Here is a 14642-nt window from a genome sequence, read left to right as displayed (position 1 = left end):
CGTGGCTGTTGCTCTGGGAGGGCTCAGTCCTTGGTCCTCGTCGGCCTGAGGAGGGCCTCGGCCAGCACCAGCATGGTCTCCTCCAGGGCGCCGAGGCGCTTGTTGAGGTCGGTGGTGGCGGGCTGGACGATGCCCGTGACCGTCTCGGTGAGATCGTCACGGTCGGGCCGCGAGCTGACCAGCTCGGTGAGCGCTTCCGTGGCGGCCGTCAGGCGCTCGGCCTGCTCGCCGGCCTGCGACTGGATCAGCTCGCCGACCCGCTCGGGGATGGCCAGGGTGGCCGGGAGCTGGCCCACGCGCTGGTTGACGGCCTCGATGCGGTCGTCCACCGCCTCCAGGTGCTCGGTGGCCTGCTCGGCGCGGGTGGCCAGCCCGTTGATGTGCGTGTCGAGGCCGTTGAAGCGGGTGTCGAGCCCGCCGAACTGGCCGTCGATGGCGTCGAAGCGGCTGCTCAGGTGCTCCTCGGCCTCGACCAGCCGCTCGTCGATGGCGTCCATCTGGGTGTCGAGCTTGTTGAAGCGGCCCTCGTTGCGGGTGGCGCCCTCGCTGAGGTGCTGGTCGGTGGTGGCCATCCGCTCGTCGAGCGCGGTGAAACGGGCGTCGATGCGTACGTCGAGGGCGTCGAACCGGTCGTCGTGACGGCCCAGGTGCCCGTCCATGGTGCCCAGCCGCTTGTCCACACCGCCGAGCCGGCCGTCGACGGACGTGAGGCGCTTGTCGACGCCGCCCACCGTGCCGTCGAGACCGTCGAGCCGGGTGTCGATGTCGGCCAGGGCCTCGTCGGCGGACTCCAGCCGGCTGTCGAAGCCGGTCAGCCTGGAGTCGAGGCCGACGAGCTTGCCCTCGGCCCGGTCGAGCTTGGAGTCGACGCCGTCGAGCCGGGCGGCCAGGCGCTGCTCGCTCTCGCCCAGCTCGACGGCGAGGTGGCGGTCGGCCTCGTCCAGCCGCGTGGCGAGCCGCTGCTCGACGTCGGACAGGCGGGTCGTGAGCTGCTCGTCGGCCTCCTTGAGCCGGACCGAGAGCCGCTCGTCGGCCTCGTCGAGCCTGGTGGTCAGGCGCTGGTCGGTCTCGCCGAGCCGGGCGGTGACGTGCCGGTCGGTCTCGTCCAGCCGGGCGATGACCTGCCGGTCCGTTTCGTCGAGCCGGGCGGCGACGTGCTGGTCGGTCTCGTCGAGCCTGGTGGTCAGACGCTGGTCGGTCCCGTCCAGCCGGGCCGTCAGGCGCTGCTCGGCGGCGTCCACCTTGTCGGACAGCTGCTCGGCCGTCCCGGCCAGTCGCTCGCCGATGCCCTCCGAGAGGTCGGCGACCACGATCTCGACCCGGTCGGTGCGCGTGGCCAGCTCGGTCATGGACTTGTCGAGCCTGGTGAAACGGCTCGCGGCTGCTTCCATGCTGGAGTTGAGGGTGGCCAGCGTGGCGGCGAAGTCGGACATTCCCCGGGTGATGCCATCAGTGGTGTTGAGCACGGTCTGCAGGCGGTTGAGTGCTTCGTCCACGCTTTCGCCGACAGTGCCGAGGTCGGCCCACAGGCTCGGCAACTCGGCGACCGGGGCCACGCGGGCATCGACGTCGCCCACCTTCTCCCCGACGGCGTCCACATGGTCGCGAACCGCCTCCACGTGCTGCGCCAGGCCCTCAGCCCACATCGGCGGCTTGGCGGTGATGTCGTCCAGCCGCCCGCTGACCGCCTGCAAGGTGCCGCTGAGGCCGCCCAGCTCACGCTCACGCACCTCACGCAGCAGCCACTCCATGCCTTCGAGTCGCTGGCGGATCTCGTCGAGCACGGCTCCCTGGGTGCGCTGCTCGTACACATGGTCCTGTGCGGCGCGCGCCAGCAGGTCTCGCATCCTCTCGGAGATGGCGGCGTGGCCGCCTGCCTGAAGAAGGGTGGTGGTGTGGTTGGAATGGTCCACCGAAAGCTCCTTCGCTCGCCGACGGTCTGCCGCGCAGCGGTGGGATAGGTCCGGTCTGCAGATGGAAGAGAGAGAACGCGGTTAACCGCATTAGGGGGGAGAACTCCCGCCCGCCCACCTTAGCCTTTCGATCAAGGTCCGTCAGGGCTGAATTGAAAGATCGCGGTTAACGGAAGAATGACCGGTTTGAGGTGTTCAGGCTGGTGGGGGCGTGTCACAGATGAGTACGAACGGTTTATCGCCAATTCTGGTCAGGATGATTACTGCGGAATTCTTCCCGTTGAGTCGCAGATCGGCGCGCAGGCGTTCGATGTCCACGGCGGAGCCGCGCTTCTTGATAGTGACATTGCCGATTTGTCGCTCACGGAGTGCGGCGCGCAGCCTTTTCAGTGAGAACGGCATGACCTCCTCGATTTCATATCGAGCGGCCCATGGAGTGTCTATCGGGACGTCGCCGGTGATGTAGGCGATCATCGGGTCGAGCAGCCGTCCGTTCACCATTTCGGTCACTTCGCCCACGAGGTGCGCCCGGATGGCGGCGCCGTCAGGCTCGTACGCGTATCGCCCGGCGGGCCCGACGGGCGCCTGGACCCCGGTGGCGGTCAGGGTGTGGCCGCCGGGCAGCAGCGTGGCCCGCCTGCCCGTCCCGTGGCCGGTCCAGAGCGCGGCCTCCTTGACCTCGCCCTTGTAGGAGACCCATTCGGCCTCGGCGTCCTCGGGGATGAACTCGTACGGGATGCCGGGGGCGACCTTGAGGCAGGCCAGGCGGGCCCTGGCGACCAGGTCGAGCACCACGGGCCACGGCGGCGAGTACGCCATGGGGTCGAACGTCCTGCCCCTGCTCGTCCGCCGGGCCGGATCCGCGAACAGGACGTCGTACCCCTCGGGCTCGATCCCGGCCGCGTCGCCCACGGTCACCGTCACCGCGTCGCCCAGCCCGGACACCTCGGCGTTGGCCCTGGCCACGGCGACGGTCAGCGGGTCGGTGTCCACTGCCGCGACGGCGCAGCCCGCGCGGGCCAGCGCGAGAAGGTCGCCGCCGATGCCGCAGCAGGCGTCCACCACCGTGGGCGGCCGCGCGGACTCCGGCGCGCCGGCGCGATGCGAGGCGACCAGCCGGCGGGCGCGATGCTCGGCGACCTCCGCCCGTGTGGACTGTTCCAAACCGTGCGGCGTGAAGTACATCACCTTCGCGTCCGCCCCGAACTTCGCCTTCGCCCGCTCCCTGAGCCCTGCCTGGGTGAGGGCTGCGGAGGTGAGAGCGGCGTCGTACGTCTTGCGCAGCGTCGTGGCGGCGGCGACCGGGTCCTTGCCGGTCAGCTCCACGGCCTCGGCGAGCGCCCGCTGCCCGCGCGGGGTCAGCAACTCGTTGAAGGCGTCCAGGTCCACGTAGGACGACGTTAGCGCGAGGGAAGGGCGCGCCGGCCCGAAGGCCCGGCCGCCGCCGGCCGGGACGAGCGGGACGCGAAGTGTCGGCGCGGATGTTCGCCCATGTGGGAGAGCACATGAAAGACTGGGTACGGCCGTTGGCGACATGCGCGGACCAGGGGATTCCCTGACCGGCTCGTGGGCCGTATCGCTCTCAGCAGACGCGTTCGTGTTGACTGTCAAGCCCCTCTTGCATATGTTTCCTGTTGGCACTCTCCCATTGAGAGTGCCAACGTGCGACGAGGCAGGTCTGACACCCGCGACGGCAGGCCCAACTGGTCGCCTCTTCTAGATCATTCAAATCTGAAGGGGAGGTCCGATCGTGACGACCGCCACCAAGGTTCCCGTTAAGCCGCTCGGCGACCGCATTGTGGTTCAGCCGCTTGAGGCCGAGCAGACCACCGCTTCTGGCCTGGTCATCCCGGACACCGCCAAGGAGAAGCCGCAAGAGGGCAAGGTCCTCGCGGTGGGCCCCGGCAACTGGGATGAGGACGGCGACAAGCGGATTCCGCTCGACGTCTCGGAGGGCGACATCGTCCTCTACAGCAAGTACGGCGGCACCGAGGTCAAGTACGGCGGCGAGGAGTACCTCGTGCTCTCCGCCCGCGATGTTCTCGCGATCATCGAGAAGTAGAGCCGGATGTGTCGGGCCCCGGGCGCTCTTCAGGGCGACCGGGGCTTTCGATGCTAGGAGAGGACTTTCAGCATGGCGAAGATCCTGGAGTTCGACGAGGACGCCCGCCGCGCGCTCGAGCGCGGAGTGAACGCCCTCGCGGACGCCGTGAAGGTTACCCTCGGCCCGCGTGGCCGCAACGTCGTCATCGACAAGAAGTTCGGTGCGCCGACGATCACGAACGATGGTGTGACCATCGCTCGTGAGATCGAGCTGGAGGAGCGCTACGAGAACCTCGGCGCCCAGCTCGCCAAGGAAGTTGCCACCAAGACCAACGACATCGCGGGCGACGGCACCACCACCGCGACCGTCCTGGCCCAGGCCATGGTCCGCGAGGGCCTGCGCAACGTGGCCGCCGGCGCCTCGCCGCTGTCGCTGAAGCGCGGCATCGACAAGGCCGCCAAGGCGATTAGCGACAAGCTGCTCGCCAGCGCGCGCCCGGTCGAGGACAAGAAGGAGATCGCCAATGTCGCGACGATCTCCGCTCAGGACGCGCAGATCGGCGATCTGATCGCCGAGGCGTTCGACAAGGTGGGCAAGGACGGTGTCCTCACCGTCGAAGAGTCCAACGCCATGGGCATGGAGCTCGAGTTCACCGAGGGCATGCAGTTCGACAAGGGCTACCTGTCGGCCTACATGGTCACCGACCCCGAGCGGATGGAGTCCGTCCTCGAGGACGCCTACATCCTGATCACCCAGGGCAAGGTCTCCTCCATCGCGGACTTCCTGCCGCTGCTGGAGAAGATCGCGCAGACGAAGAAGCCGCTGCTCGTGATCGCCGAGGACGTCGAGGGCGAAGCCCTGGCCGTTCTGGTCACCAACAAGATCCGCGGCACCTTCACCTCCGTGGCCGTCAAGGCCCCGGGCTTCGGCGACCGCCGCAAGGCGATGCTGCAGGACATCGCCATCCTCACGGGTGGCCAGGTCGTCAGCGAAGAGGTCGGCCTGAAGCTGGAGCACGTCGGCACCGAGGTGCTCGGCACCGCGCGCCGCATCGTGGTCACCAAGGACACCACGACCATCGTCGACGGCGCGGGCGACGCGGCGGCCATCGAGGACCGGGTCAAGGAGATCAAGATTGCCGTCGAGCAGTCCGACTCCGACTGGGACCGCGAGAAGCTGCAGGAGCGTCTGGCCAAGCTCGCCGGCGGTGTGTGCGTGCTGCGTGTCGGCGCCGCCACCGAGGTGGAGCTGAAGGAGAAGAAGCACCGCCTCGAGGACGCGATCTCCGCGACGCGCGCCGCCATCGAGGAGGGCATCGTCTCCGGCGGTGGCTCCGCGCTCATCCACGTCTCCAAGGAGCTCGACGACCTCGGTCTGACGGGCGACGAGGCCACCGGTGTCGGCGTCGTGCGCCGCGCGCTGGTCGAGCCGGCTCGCTGGATCGCCGAGAACGCCGGTCTCGAGGGCTACGTGGTGACCCACAAGATCGCCGAGCTCAAGCCCGGTCACGGCCTCAACGCCGCCACCGGCGAGTACGGCGACCTGCTCGCCCAGGGCGTCATCGACCCGGTGAAGGTCACGCGCTCGGCTGTGCAGAACGCGGCTTCGATCGCGGGCATGCTGCTCACCACCGAGGTTCTCGTGGTGGACAAGCCCGAGGACGAGTCTCCGGCCGCCGGCGGCGGTCACGGTCACGGCCACGGCCACTGACCTGGTTTCTCTTCAGCCGTACGGCCCGCACCCGGAGGGGGTGCGGGCCGTACGGTTTTTGCGCCCCTGTACGTGCCTGGAGAGCCGCACAGGGGCCCTGCAGGGGTCCGGCAGGAGGGGCGCGGGAGGGCGCTCGTGGCCATGGAGCGTTCCAGCGGGTGCGGAGTGGGGTTTTCGGTCGGGTGCGAAATCAGGGCTGGGAAGCATGGGGGACGAGGGGGCAGGGGAGGGCAGTGTGGCCTCCGGGCGAGTAGAAGTGGGGAAAAAGGTGGATTAATGGAGTAAACCGGAAGCAGGCGATAAGCGTCAGGGTCTGACAATTGTCGTGCATTTCGGGTTATGGGATGAAACATTATGTCAGCAGTTAAGTCTTAGTGTAGTCATACGATTACTCTTAGTTATCGTCGCTTCAATGTGACCAATCCGTAGCCGTTCGCAATGACGACAGGCCGGATCAGTGCGGGCATCATGCCTATCGTGAGCGAGGGAAGCGTCGCCGACGCCAAAATTGGGGTAAGGCTCGCGTCGAGACTTCCGGCACGGACGGATGACTCCGACCTAAGGGAACTGACGAGCCTCGCCGTACAGGGTGATCGCAGTGCGATCGAATCCCTGCTCGGCGAGTTGCGTCCGATGGTGGTGCGGTATTGCCGCGCCAGGCTGGGCAGGGTTTCAGGGCAATATCACATTGCCGATGACGTAGCCCAGGAGGTGTGCATCGCGGTCCTGTCCGCGCTGCCGCGATACCGGGACATGGGGCGGCCGTTCGCCTCCTTCGTGTTCGGGATCGCCTCGCACAAAGTGGCCGACGCGCTGCGCAGCTCGGTGCGCTCGGCCGTACCTACTCAAGATCTGCCCGACGGGCCGGACGACGGGCCTGGGCCCGAGGAGACGGTCGTCCGCTACATCGAGGTGGAGCACGCACGCAGGCTGCTGGCCAGACTGCCCGAGAACCAGCGCGAGTTGCTGCTGATGCGGGTGGTGTCGGGGCTCTCGGCGGAGGAGACCGGTAATGTACTCGGTATGTCACCAGGTGCGGTCCGCGTCGCCCAGCATCGGGCGCTGGCCAGATTGCGGCAGATGGCCGAGCTGGAGTCGGCTTGACGCCAGAAGAGGAGACCGACGCGCTGCTCGACGCGCTCGGTCGCGGAGAAGTGCCTGATTCAGGCGATCGAGCCGCGCGGCTGCTGGCCGCGCTGCTCGATGATGTCGGTCAGCGGCGTTCCTCCGTGTCGATGACGCCATCGACATAGCCTCTGGCGTATTCCCAGCTGACGTAGTCGGCCGGGTCCGGATGAAAGGCCGGCTCGTGAACCTGCGGCTGGCCTTTCTCGATCATCTGCCGCAGGTTGCCGCGCAGCAGCTCCCAGTCGAAGAAGTGCTGCTCGCCGCATTCGGGACAGTCGAGGACGAGACCCAGTACGCCCTGCGGCTCCAGCAGGGAGCGGAAGACCTCGACGTCGGCGAGGTCGGTGATGGCCTCATCGCGTTCGGCCGCGGTGAGTGGCTCGGCGTCGTCGAGCGCACCCATCGCAGAGGAAGGGTCGTTCGGGTCGTCCGCGAACGGGTCGCGGGGGACGTCTTCCAGCACCTTCCCACCATATGACCGAAGCGGCCCCAGCGGTGGCTATTAGCTCAGCCATCCGCGTCTGGCGGCCTCCACCCCAGCGTGGAAGCGTGATTGCGCGCCCAACTCGGCCATGGCGTCGGCGAATCTTGCCCGGACCGTCCGGACCGACACGCCGAGCTGGCGGGCGATCGACTCGTCGCACATGCCCTGCGCGGCCAGGCGCAGCACTTTGACCATCCCGCCGCCCCGGCGGCCCCACGGCAGGGGCACGGCTCTGCCCCACAGCTCGTCGAACAGCGTCCTGAGCAGGCCGACGGCGATCGGCGTGCGTACGAGGTAGAAGTTGTAGGCGTGGTCGGGCAGGTTGCCGCCCCAGAACGGCGGCAGGCCCGCCACCTCAGGCCCTGCGGTCATGAACCAGCTCGGGATCCGGTCGAGCGTGCGTACTTTGCCGCCGGTCTCGATCAGCTCGGTGAGCTGGTCGCGTACGCCGGGGAGGGTGAGGGTGGAGACCGGGATGATCGCGTGAACCGTGAGGAGCTTCCGTTTCTGTGCGTCAATCCACGGGTCCGCAAATTTCTGGGCAAAGTCGATCATGGTGCGATCGTCCGGAATCGCCGTGAGTAATTCCATCGGCGGGGATTGGACGGCGATGCCGAGCACGCTCTCGTAGAGCACGTCCGCCCCGCTCACCATCTCCACCGTGAACGGCCCGCTCTGGTAGTCGCGGCCGGCGTCGTAGTCGCGGATCAGCCCGCGGATCGAACCGAGCGCGGAGTCGATCATGCGGCTCTCCGCGGCCAGCCGGTCCAGCCGCTCGGCGATCACCCGGCCCAGCGCCGCGGCCGGGTGCCTGGCCAGGTATTCGCCGGACTGCTCGTCGACCACCCCGAGCTTCACGAGGTCGTCGAGCTGGCGGCCGACCTTCTCGACGGGGCCGTTCATGGCCTGCGCGAGATCGGTGCGGGTGGCGCGGTGCAGCCTCAGCACGGCCGTGTAGAGCGCGGTCTGGCCAGGGTCGAGACCCAGCGTCTCGAAGGGATCCGACACGGTTCGGGACTCGTTGCGCATGTTCGGCAGCTCCGTCGGGGGGACACGGGCGTGCCGCGAGGATAACCCCGCGTTACTCCTGTGTCCGGTCGTTGCGCTGACTCGTGGAGGCGGATGTGCAACTTCGTGCAATTGCACGTTTTCCCATTGCGATGTTCCGTTGAGTAACGCAGGCTTTACTTAGCGTCGGCATCCAGACAAGGGAGCGGTGGCGCCGGCCATCAGGACGCGGAGGGGGGTTCGGTGGCGCGGAGCGCCATCGCGCCCGGATGCCGGTGGCCGGGGGATGGGACGGATCACCGACCGCCTCATCCCCCGGCACTTTTCGATGCCGGGAGTACGAAGGGCCGTGGGGGTCATCGTCCTCCCGGCATCACTGCGTCCAGACCCCGTGCGGACCCTGTTTCGGAGCGAGGTCTGGGGTTTGCGAGGGAGTGCCGTCGTCTGGAGGAGCGGCGGGAGCGTAGCGACCAGAGCGGGGGAAGGCGGCGGCGGGCGACCGCGCCCGTTTCGCGGAGCGAGGTCTGGGGTTTGCGAGGGAGTGCCGTCGTCTGGAGGAGTGGCGGGAGCGCAGCGACCAGAGCGGGGGAAGACGGCGGCATGAGGCGACCGAGCCCGCCTCTGCGGAGCAGAGGCCGTTAAACGCTATTTGGATGCAGGCCCTAGACTTAGCTGAATCAGCGCATCGGCAGGAGGGGGCCGCAGCATGTCCAAGTTCACCGAGGTCGGATTGACCTTCGACGACGTGCTGTTGGTGCCCGGTTATTCAGATCTCCAACCAGGAGAGGCAGAGACCAGATCCCGCCTGTCGCGGGGCGTCACGCTGTCCATCCCGCTCGTCTCGGCGGCCATGGACACCGTCACCGAGGCCCGCATGGCGGTCGCCATGGCCAGGCAGGGCGGCATCGGCATCCTGCACCGCAACCTGTCCGTCGAGGAGCAGGCCCAGCAGGTGGACCTGGTCAAGCGGTCCGAGGCCGGCATGGTCACCAACCCGGTCACCTGCAGTCCCGACGACACGCTGGCCGACGTCGAGCGGCTGTGTGCGACGTACCGGATCTCCGGGGTGCCGGTGACGGACATGTCGGGCACGCTCGTTGGGATCGTGACAAATCGTGACATGCGCTTCGAGACGGACCAGTCGCGGCCCGTACGCGAGGTCATGACGAAGATGCCGCTGGTCACCGCGCCGGTCGGGGTGTCGCGCGACGACGCGTTCGCGCTGCTCAGGCAGAACAAGATCGAGAAGCTTCCCCTGGTCGACACCGAGGGCAGGCTGCGCGGGCTGATCACGGTCAAGGACTTCACCAAGAGCGAGCAGTACCCGCTGTCCACCAAGGACGCGGACGGCCGGCTCATCGTGGGCGCGGCGGTCGGCGTCGGCGGCGACGCGGAGCTGCGGGCCAAGGCGCTGATCGAGGCCGGCGTCGACGTGGTGGTCGTCGACGTGGCCCACGGGCACTCCAAGGGCCTGGCCGAGATGATCGCCAAGGTCAAGGCCAACAGCAAGGTCGAGGTCATCGGCGGCAACATCGCGACCAGGGCGGGCGCCCAGATGCTGGTCGACGCGGGCGCCGACGCGGTCAAGGTGGGCGTGGGGCCGGGCTCCATCTGCACCACCCGGGTGGTGGCCGGGGTCGGCGCGCCGCAGGTCACCGCGATCTACGAGGCCTCCAAGGCGTGCGCGCCCGCCGGGGTGCCGGTGATCGGCGACGGCGGCCTGCAATACTCCGGCGACATCGTCAAGGCGATCGCGGCCGGCGCGGACACGGTCATGCTGGGCTCGCTGCTCGCCGGGTGCGAGGAGTCGCCGGGTGAGCTGATCTTCATCAACGGCAAGCAGTTCAAGTCGTACCGCGGGATGGGCTCGCTCGGCGCCGTACGCAACCGCGAGCGCGGCGGCACCTCCTTCAGCAAGGACCGCTACGCCCAGGCCGACGTCGGCGGCGAGGACAAGTACATCCCCGAGGGCATCGAGGGTCAGGTCCCCTACCGCGGGCCGGTCGCGGCCGTCGCCCACCAGCTCATAGGCGGGCTGCGCCAGGGCATGTGGTACGCAGGCTGCCGGACGATCCCCCAGATGCACACCGACTGCGAGCTCATGCCGATCACGGCAGCGGGCCTCAAGGAGAGCCACCCCCACGACATCCAGATGACCGTGGAAGCTCCGAACTATCACAGAAGGTAAGTCATGACTCAGCAGGTGGAGATCGGCCGGGGGAAGACCGGGCGGCGGGCGTACGCGCTTGACGAGATCGGCCTGGTGCCCTCGCGGCGCACCCGCGACCCGGAGGAGGTCTCGATCTCCTGGCAGATCGACGCCTACCGGTTCGAGCTGCCCGTGGTCGTCGCTCCCATGGACAGCGTGGTCTCGCCCGCCACCGCGATCGAGATCGGCCGGCTCGGCGGGCTCGCGCCGCTCGACCTCGAAGGCTTGTGGACCCGGTACGAAGACCCGTCGCCGCTGCTGGAGGAGTGCGCCGTCCTCGACACGGAGGCGGCCACCAGGCGGCTCCAGGAGATCTACGCCGCGCCGATCCAGGAGGACCTGATCGGCCGCCGGATCGAGGAGATCCGCGCCTCCGGGGTGACGACGGCCGTCCGGCTGTCGCCGCAGCGCACCGTCCAGTACCACAAGGCCGTGATCGACGCGGGCGTCGACATCTTCGTCATCCGTGGCACGACCGTCTCCGCCGAGCACGTCTCGGGGCGGGCCGAGCCGCTCAACCTCAAGCAGTTCATCTACGAGCTCGACGTGCCGGTCATCGTCGGCGGGTGCGCCACCTACACCGCGGCCCTGCACCTCATGCGCACCGGCGCGGCGGGCGTGCTGGTCGGGTTCGGCGGCGGCGCCTCGCACACGACGCGCAACGTGCTCGGCGTGGCCGTGCCGATGGCCACCGCGATCTCGGACGTCGCGGCCGCGCGGCGCGACTACATGGACGAGTCGGGCGGCCGGTACGTCCACGTGATCGCCGACGGCGGCATGGGCACGTCCGGCGACATCGCCAAGGCGATCGCCTGCGGCGCGGACGCCGTGATGGTCGGCTCGCCGCTGGCCAGGGCGTCCGAGGCGCCCGGGCACGGGTTCCACTGGGGGTCCGAGGCGCACCACCCGGACCTGCCGCGCGGGCGGCGGGTCGAGTTCGGGACGGTGGGGACGCTGGAGCAGATCCTGCACGGGCCGTCGAGCGTCGCGGACGGCTCGATGAACCTGATGGGCGCGCTCAAGCGGACGATGGCCTCCACGGGCTACTCCGACATCAAGGAGTTCCAGCGGGTCGAGGTCGTGGTGGCGCCGACCCAGCGCTGATCCGCCGGGTAGGGTTTCGGCCATGGAATCCGTTGAGGAGAGACTCGCCCGGCTTGAGAAGCAGGTCGCTTATCTGCAGCGGCATCTCGGCGTCGACCCCGTGCTGGTCGACGCCGTGACCGACGGTGAATTGCTGCCGCCGGAGTTCTACGCGGCGCTGCGCGACGGAAAGACGGTCAAGGCCATCGCGATCTACCGCAAGGTCACCGGGGCGACCCTGCTCGTGGCCAAGACGGTGGTGGAGGACATCCAGCGCGGGGCCGCGCTCGACCGGTGACCCCGGCGGACGGCGCATGCTCATCGAACCTGAGATAGAGCGGGTGTTCCGTGCGGAGTACGGCCGGGCCGTCTCCGTGCTCGTCCGCTCCTTCGGCGACATCGACGTCGCCGAGGAGGCGGTGCAGGAGGCGTTCGCGGTGGCGGTGCGGCAGTGGCCGGAGGCCGGGCTGCCGCCGAGCCCCGCGGGGTGGATCATCACGACCGCCCGCAACCGGGCCGTGGACCGGCTGCGCAAGGAGTCGGCCCGGCCCGGCAAGCACGCCCAGGCCGCGCTGCTGCAGGTCCCCGATGAGCCGCAGGACGAGGGGCCCGTACAGGACGACCGGCTGCGGCTGATCTTCACCTGCTGCCATCCCGCGCTCGCCGTCCATGCCCGGGTGGCGCTCACCCTGCGGCTGATCGGCGGGCTGACGACGGCGGAGATCGCGCGGGCGTTCCTGGTCCCGGAGGCGACCATGGCGCAGCGGCTGGTGCGGGCCAAGGGCAAGATCCGGGACGCGCGGATCCCGTACCGGGTGCCCGCGGAGGGCGATCTGCCCGAGCGGGTGCGGGCCGTGCTGGCCGTGGTCTATCTGATCTTCAACGAGGGGTACACCGCCAGCTCCGGCGACCGGCTCGTGCGGGAGGAGCTGTGCCGCGAGGCCATCAGGCTCGGGCGGCTGCTGGCGGCGCTGATGCCGGGCGAGCCCGAGGTCGTGGGGCTGCTGGCGCTGATGCTGCTCGTCGAGTCGCGGCGGGCGGCGCGTACCGGTGAGAGCGGCGATCTGGTGCCGCTCGGGGAGCAGGACCGGAGGCTGTGGGATCGGGCGCTCATCGCGGAGGGGCAGGAGCTCGTGCGGTGGTGCCTGCGGCGGGACGAGCCCGGCCCGTACCAGGTGCAGGCCGCCGTCAACGCCGTGCACAGCGACGCGCCGACGGCGAAGGAGACCGACTGGGGGCAGATCCTGCGGCTGTACGACCTGCTGACGACCTTCGATCCCGGGCCGGTCGTGGCGCTGCACCGTGCCGTGGCGGTGGCCGAGGTGGAGGGTCCTGAGGCGGCGTTGCGGCTGGTCGATAGGCTCGACGTGAGCGACTACCACCTGTTCCACGCTGTACGCGCCGATCTGCTGCGGCGGCTGGGCCGCGAGGCGGAGGCCGGGGAGGCGTACACGGCGGCGGTCGCGCGTGCGGGCAACGAGGTCGAGCGGGACTTCCTGCGGAGGAGGATGTGATGGCCGGACGCGTCTGCGTGGTCACCGGGGCCAATCGGGGGATCGGGCTGGAGGTGGCCAGGCAGCTCGCGGCGGCCGGGGACACGGTGCTGCTGACCGCCAGAGACCTGGGCAAGGCCGAGAAGGCCGCGGCGGGGATCGGGGCGCGGGCCTGGCAGCTCGACGTGTCGGACCCGGAGTCGGCCGAGCGGTTCGGCAGGGAGGTCGGCGACCGGCACGAGCGGGTGGACGTCCTGGTCAACAACGCGGCCATTCACTACGACACGTGGCAGCGGGCCGCCGGCGCCGATCTGACGGTGGTGCGGGAGGCGCTGGACACCAACCTGCTGGGGGCGTGGCGGGTGACGCAGGCGCTGCTCCCGCTGCTGCGGGCGAGCCGGCACGGGCGGGTGGTGAACGTCTCCAGCGAGGCGGGGTCGATGGCCTCCATGGGGTCGGGGACGCCCGCGTACGCGGTGTCGAAGGCCGGGCTCAACGCGCTGACGAAGATGCTCGCCGCCGACCTGCGCAGCGAGCGCATCCTGGTCAACTCCGTCTGCCCCGGGTGGGTGGCGACGGACATGGGCGGCCCGGGCGGGCGGCCGGTCGCGGAGGGGGCGGCGAGCGTCCTGTGGGCGGTCGACCTGCCGGACGGCGGCCCGACCGGCGGATTCTTCCGCGACGGCCACCCCGTGCCGTGGTGAGACCGGCAGCGCTGGTGTGACGGGGTGAGCGGGCGGCGGCTTGAGATCGGTGGCGCTGCTGGGATGAGGCGCGCGGGCGGCGGCGCTGCTGGGGTGAGGCGCGTGCCGACGCTGTCGGCATGATCGGTCAGCCGGATGCGTGGCGGCGGCGGTGGGCGCGCTGCCTGCAGGCGTTGCCGCAGTAGCGGGCCGGGCGGCCGGTGCCGGCGGGCGGGACGGGATCGCCGCACTCCACACACCGAGTTTCGTTACGTTTCGTTACGGCAGTGGCAGCTTTGAGGCCGTCCATCACGACCGAGGTGCCGACCGCGCCGCCGGCGGCCCGCATGGTGGCGCAGCCCGCGATCAGGGTCATCACGTCGTGCAGCGCCACGTCGGCGCGGACGGCGCCGGCCTCCTGGGCGTGCGACAGCAGCGGCTCCAGCGCCGCCAGGTAGCGCTCACGGACGCCGGGCTCGACCCGGACCTGCTCGCCCGAGGCCATCGACTCGCAGAGCGCCTTGTTCAGCACCACCTGCTCGACCGACCGCTCGAACGCGGCGAAGAAGGTCGCGCCGGGATCGGCCGAGTCGCCGGTCAGCGCCCCGATCTCCGCGACCAGCCGCTCGATGCGCTCGCTCATCACGGCGGAGAGCAGCGACTCCTTGCTCGGGAAGTGCCGGTAGACGGTGCCCGCGCCCACCCCGGCGCGCCCGGCGATGACGTCGAGCGGCACGGCGCGCCCCTGCTCGGCGAAGGCCGCCTGCGCCGCCGCCAGGACGCGGGCGCGATTGTGGCGGGCGTCCGCGCGGTGCGGGACGGTCATGCGGGCCTCCCGGGGCGATTGACAACCGGAACGAGCGTTCCGTAAGGTCTAAGCGGGTTTT

13 protein-coding genes are annotated in these 14642 nt (G+C 69.6%); 8 read left to right on the top strand and 5 right to left on the bottom strand.

Annotated elements, in window-relative coordinates:
• Window positions 1-23 precede the first annotated feature (23 nt).
• Together ABEA43_RS02185 and ABEA43_RS02180 are read right to left on the bottom strand one after the other, a co-directional pair.
• A complete protein-coding gene (locus ABEA43_RS02185) occupies window positions 24-1913 on the bottom strand; it encodes an apolipoprotein A1/A4/E domain-containing protein (RefSeq protein WP_345558065.1) in 1890 nt (629 codons plus the stop codon).
• 195 nt (window positions 1914-2108) lie between these two features.
• Window positions 2109-3302, bottom strand: coding sequence for a class I SAM-dependent methyltransferase (locus ABEA43_RS02180; protein WP_345558063.1), 1194 nt, complete (start codon window positions 3300-3302; stop codon window positions 2109-2111).
• 361 nt (window positions 3303-3663) lie between these two features.
• On the opposite strand from ABEA43_RS02180, the gene groES reads away from it, so the two are divergent.
• The 3 genes from groES to ABEA43_RS02165 all read left to right on the top strand — a co-directional run bounded on the left by groES (window position 3664) and on the right by ABEA43_RS02165 (window position 6771).
• Entirely contained in the window at window positions 3664-3975 is a 312-nt protein-coding gene (groES, locus tag ABEA43_RS02175) for a co-chaperone GroES (RefSeq protein ID WP_043623565.1), read from the top strand.
• Window positions 3976-4047: 72 nt separating this feature from the next.
• Complete coding sequence (gene groL, locus ABEA43_RS02170) at window positions 4048-5667, top strand: chaperonin GroEL (protein ID WP_345558061.1); 1620 nt, start codon at window positions 4048-4050, stop codon at window positions 5665-5667.
• 468 nt (window positions 5668-6135) lie between these two features.
• A complete protein-coding gene (locus ABEA43_RS02165; RefSeq protein ID WP_305924480.1) occupies window positions 6136-6771 on the top strand; it encodes a sigma-70 family RNA polymerase sigma factor in 636 nt (211 codons plus the stop codon).
• Between the two features lie 109 nt (window positions 6772-6880).
• On the opposite strand, the gene ABEA43_RS02160 is transcribed toward ABEA43_RS02165, so the two are convergent.
• Entirely contained in the window at window positions 6881-7258 is a 378-nt protein-coding gene (locus ABEA43_RS02160; protein WP_090930411.1) for a DUF5319 domain-containing protein, read from the bottom strand.
• Between the two features lie 39 nt (window positions 7259-7297).
• The gene (locus ABEA43_RS02155; RefSeq protein WP_345558059.1) at window positions 7298-8308 is read right to left on the bottom strand and encodes a helix-turn-helix transcriptional regulator; all 1011 of its coding nucleotides are present in this window, start codon (window positions 8306-8308) and stop codon (window positions 7298-7300) included.
• A gap of 685 nt (window positions 8309-8993) precedes the next feature.
• On the opposite strand from ABEA43_RS02155, the gene guaB reads away from it, so the two are divergent.
• From guaB to ABEA43_RS02130, 5 genes are read left to right on the top strand one after another with little or no spacing between them, the layout of a single operon-like run.
• A complete protein-coding gene (guaB, locus tag ABEA43_RS02150; RefSeq protein ID WP_345558056.1) occupies window positions 8994-10475 on the top strand; it encodes an IMP dehydrogenase in 1482 nt (493 codons plus the stop codon).
• A 3-nt stretch (window positions 10476-10478) separates the two neighbouring features.
• Entirely contained in the window at window positions 10479-11600 is a 1122-nt protein-coding gene (locus ABEA43_RS02145) for a GuaB3 family IMP dehydrogenase-related protein (protein ID WP_345558054.1), read from the top strand.
• A gap of 22 nt (window positions 11601-11622) precedes the next feature.
• The gene (locus ABEA43_RS02140; RefSeq protein WP_345558052.1) at window positions 11623-11877 is read left to right on the top strand and encodes a hypothetical protein; all 255 of its coding nucleotides are present in this window, start codon (window positions 11623-11625) and stop codon (window positions 11875-11877) included.
• A gap of 16 nt (window positions 11878-11893) precedes the next feature.
• Window positions 11894-13093 carry an RNA polymerase sigma factor gene (locus tag ABEA43_RS02135; RefSeq protein WP_345558050.1) on the top strand — a complete coding sequence of 400 codons (1200 nt, stop codon included), beginning with the start codon at window positions 11894-11896 and terminating at the stop codon, window positions 13091-13093.
• On the top strand, window positions 13093-13776 hold the full coding sequence (locus ABEA43_RS02130) for an SDR family oxidoreductase (RefSeq protein WP_345558048.1): 684 nt from the start codon (window positions 13093-13095) through the stop codon (window positions 13774-13776). The genes ABEA43_RS02135 and ABEA43_RS02130 overlap by 1 nt, the downstream gene beginning before the upstream one ends.
• 127 nt (window positions 13777-13903) lie before the next feature.
• On the opposite strand, the gene ABEA43_RS02125 is transcribed toward ABEA43_RS02130, so the two are convergent.
• The gene (locus tag ABEA43_RS02125) at window positions 13904-14581 is read right to left on the bottom strand and encodes a TetR/AcrR family transcriptional regulator (RefSeq protein ID WP_345558046.1); all 678 of its coding nucleotides are present in this window, start codon (window positions 14579-14581) and stop codon (window positions 13904-13906) included.
• Between the last annotated feature and the right edge of the window lie 61 nt (window positions 14582-14642).

It is taken from the genome of Nonomuraea rosea, from assembly GCF_039539705.1.
Lineage (GTDB): Bacteria > Actinomycetota > Actinomycetes > Streptosporangiales > Streptosporangiaceae > Nonomuraea > Nonomuraea rosea.
The sequence above is the reverse complement of the archived record's forward strand: the minus strand, read 5'-3'. Positions and strand labels throughout refer to the sequence as shown.

Excerpts from the sequence above, each read along its gene's own strand:
- groL (WP_345558061.1), top strand. The coding sequence starts at position 4,048 with ATGGCGAAGATCCTGGAGTTCGACGAGGACGCCCGCCGCGCGCTCGAG.
- ABEA43_RS02165 (WP_305924480.1), top strand. The coding sequence starts at position 6,136 with ATGCCTATCGTGAGCGAGGGAAGCGTCGCCGACGCCAAAATTGGGGTA.
- ABEA43_RS02155 (WP_345558059.1), bottom strand. The coding sequence starts at position 8,308 with ATGCGCAACGAGTCCCGAACCGTGTCGGATCCCTTCGAGACGCTGGGT.
- guaB (WP_345558056.1), top strand. The coding sequence starts at position 8,994 with ATGTCCAAGTTCACCGAGGTCGGATTGACCTTCGACGACGTGCTGTTG.
- ABEA43_RS02145 (WP_345558054.1), top strand. The coding sequence starts at position 10,479 with ATGACTCAGCAGGTGGAGATCGGCCGGGGGAAGACCGGGCGGCGGGCG.
- ABEA43_RS02140 (WP_345558052.1), top strand. The coding sequence starts at position 11,623 with ATGGAATCCGTTGAGGAGAGACTCGCCCGGCTTGAGAAGCAGGTCGCT.
- ABEA43_RS02135 (WP_345558050.1), top strand. The coding sequence starts at position 11,894 with ATGCTCATCGAACCTGAGATAGAGCGGGTGTTCCGTGCGGAGTACGGC.
- ABEA43_RS02130 (WP_345558048.1), top strand. The coding sequence starts at position 13,093 with ATGGCCGGACGCGTCTGCGTGGTCACCGGGGCCAATCGGGGGATCGGG.
- ABEA43_RS02125 (WP_345558046.1), bottom strand. The coding sequence starts at position 14,581 with ATGACCGTCCCGCACCGCGCGGACGCCCGCCACAATCGCGCCCGCGTC.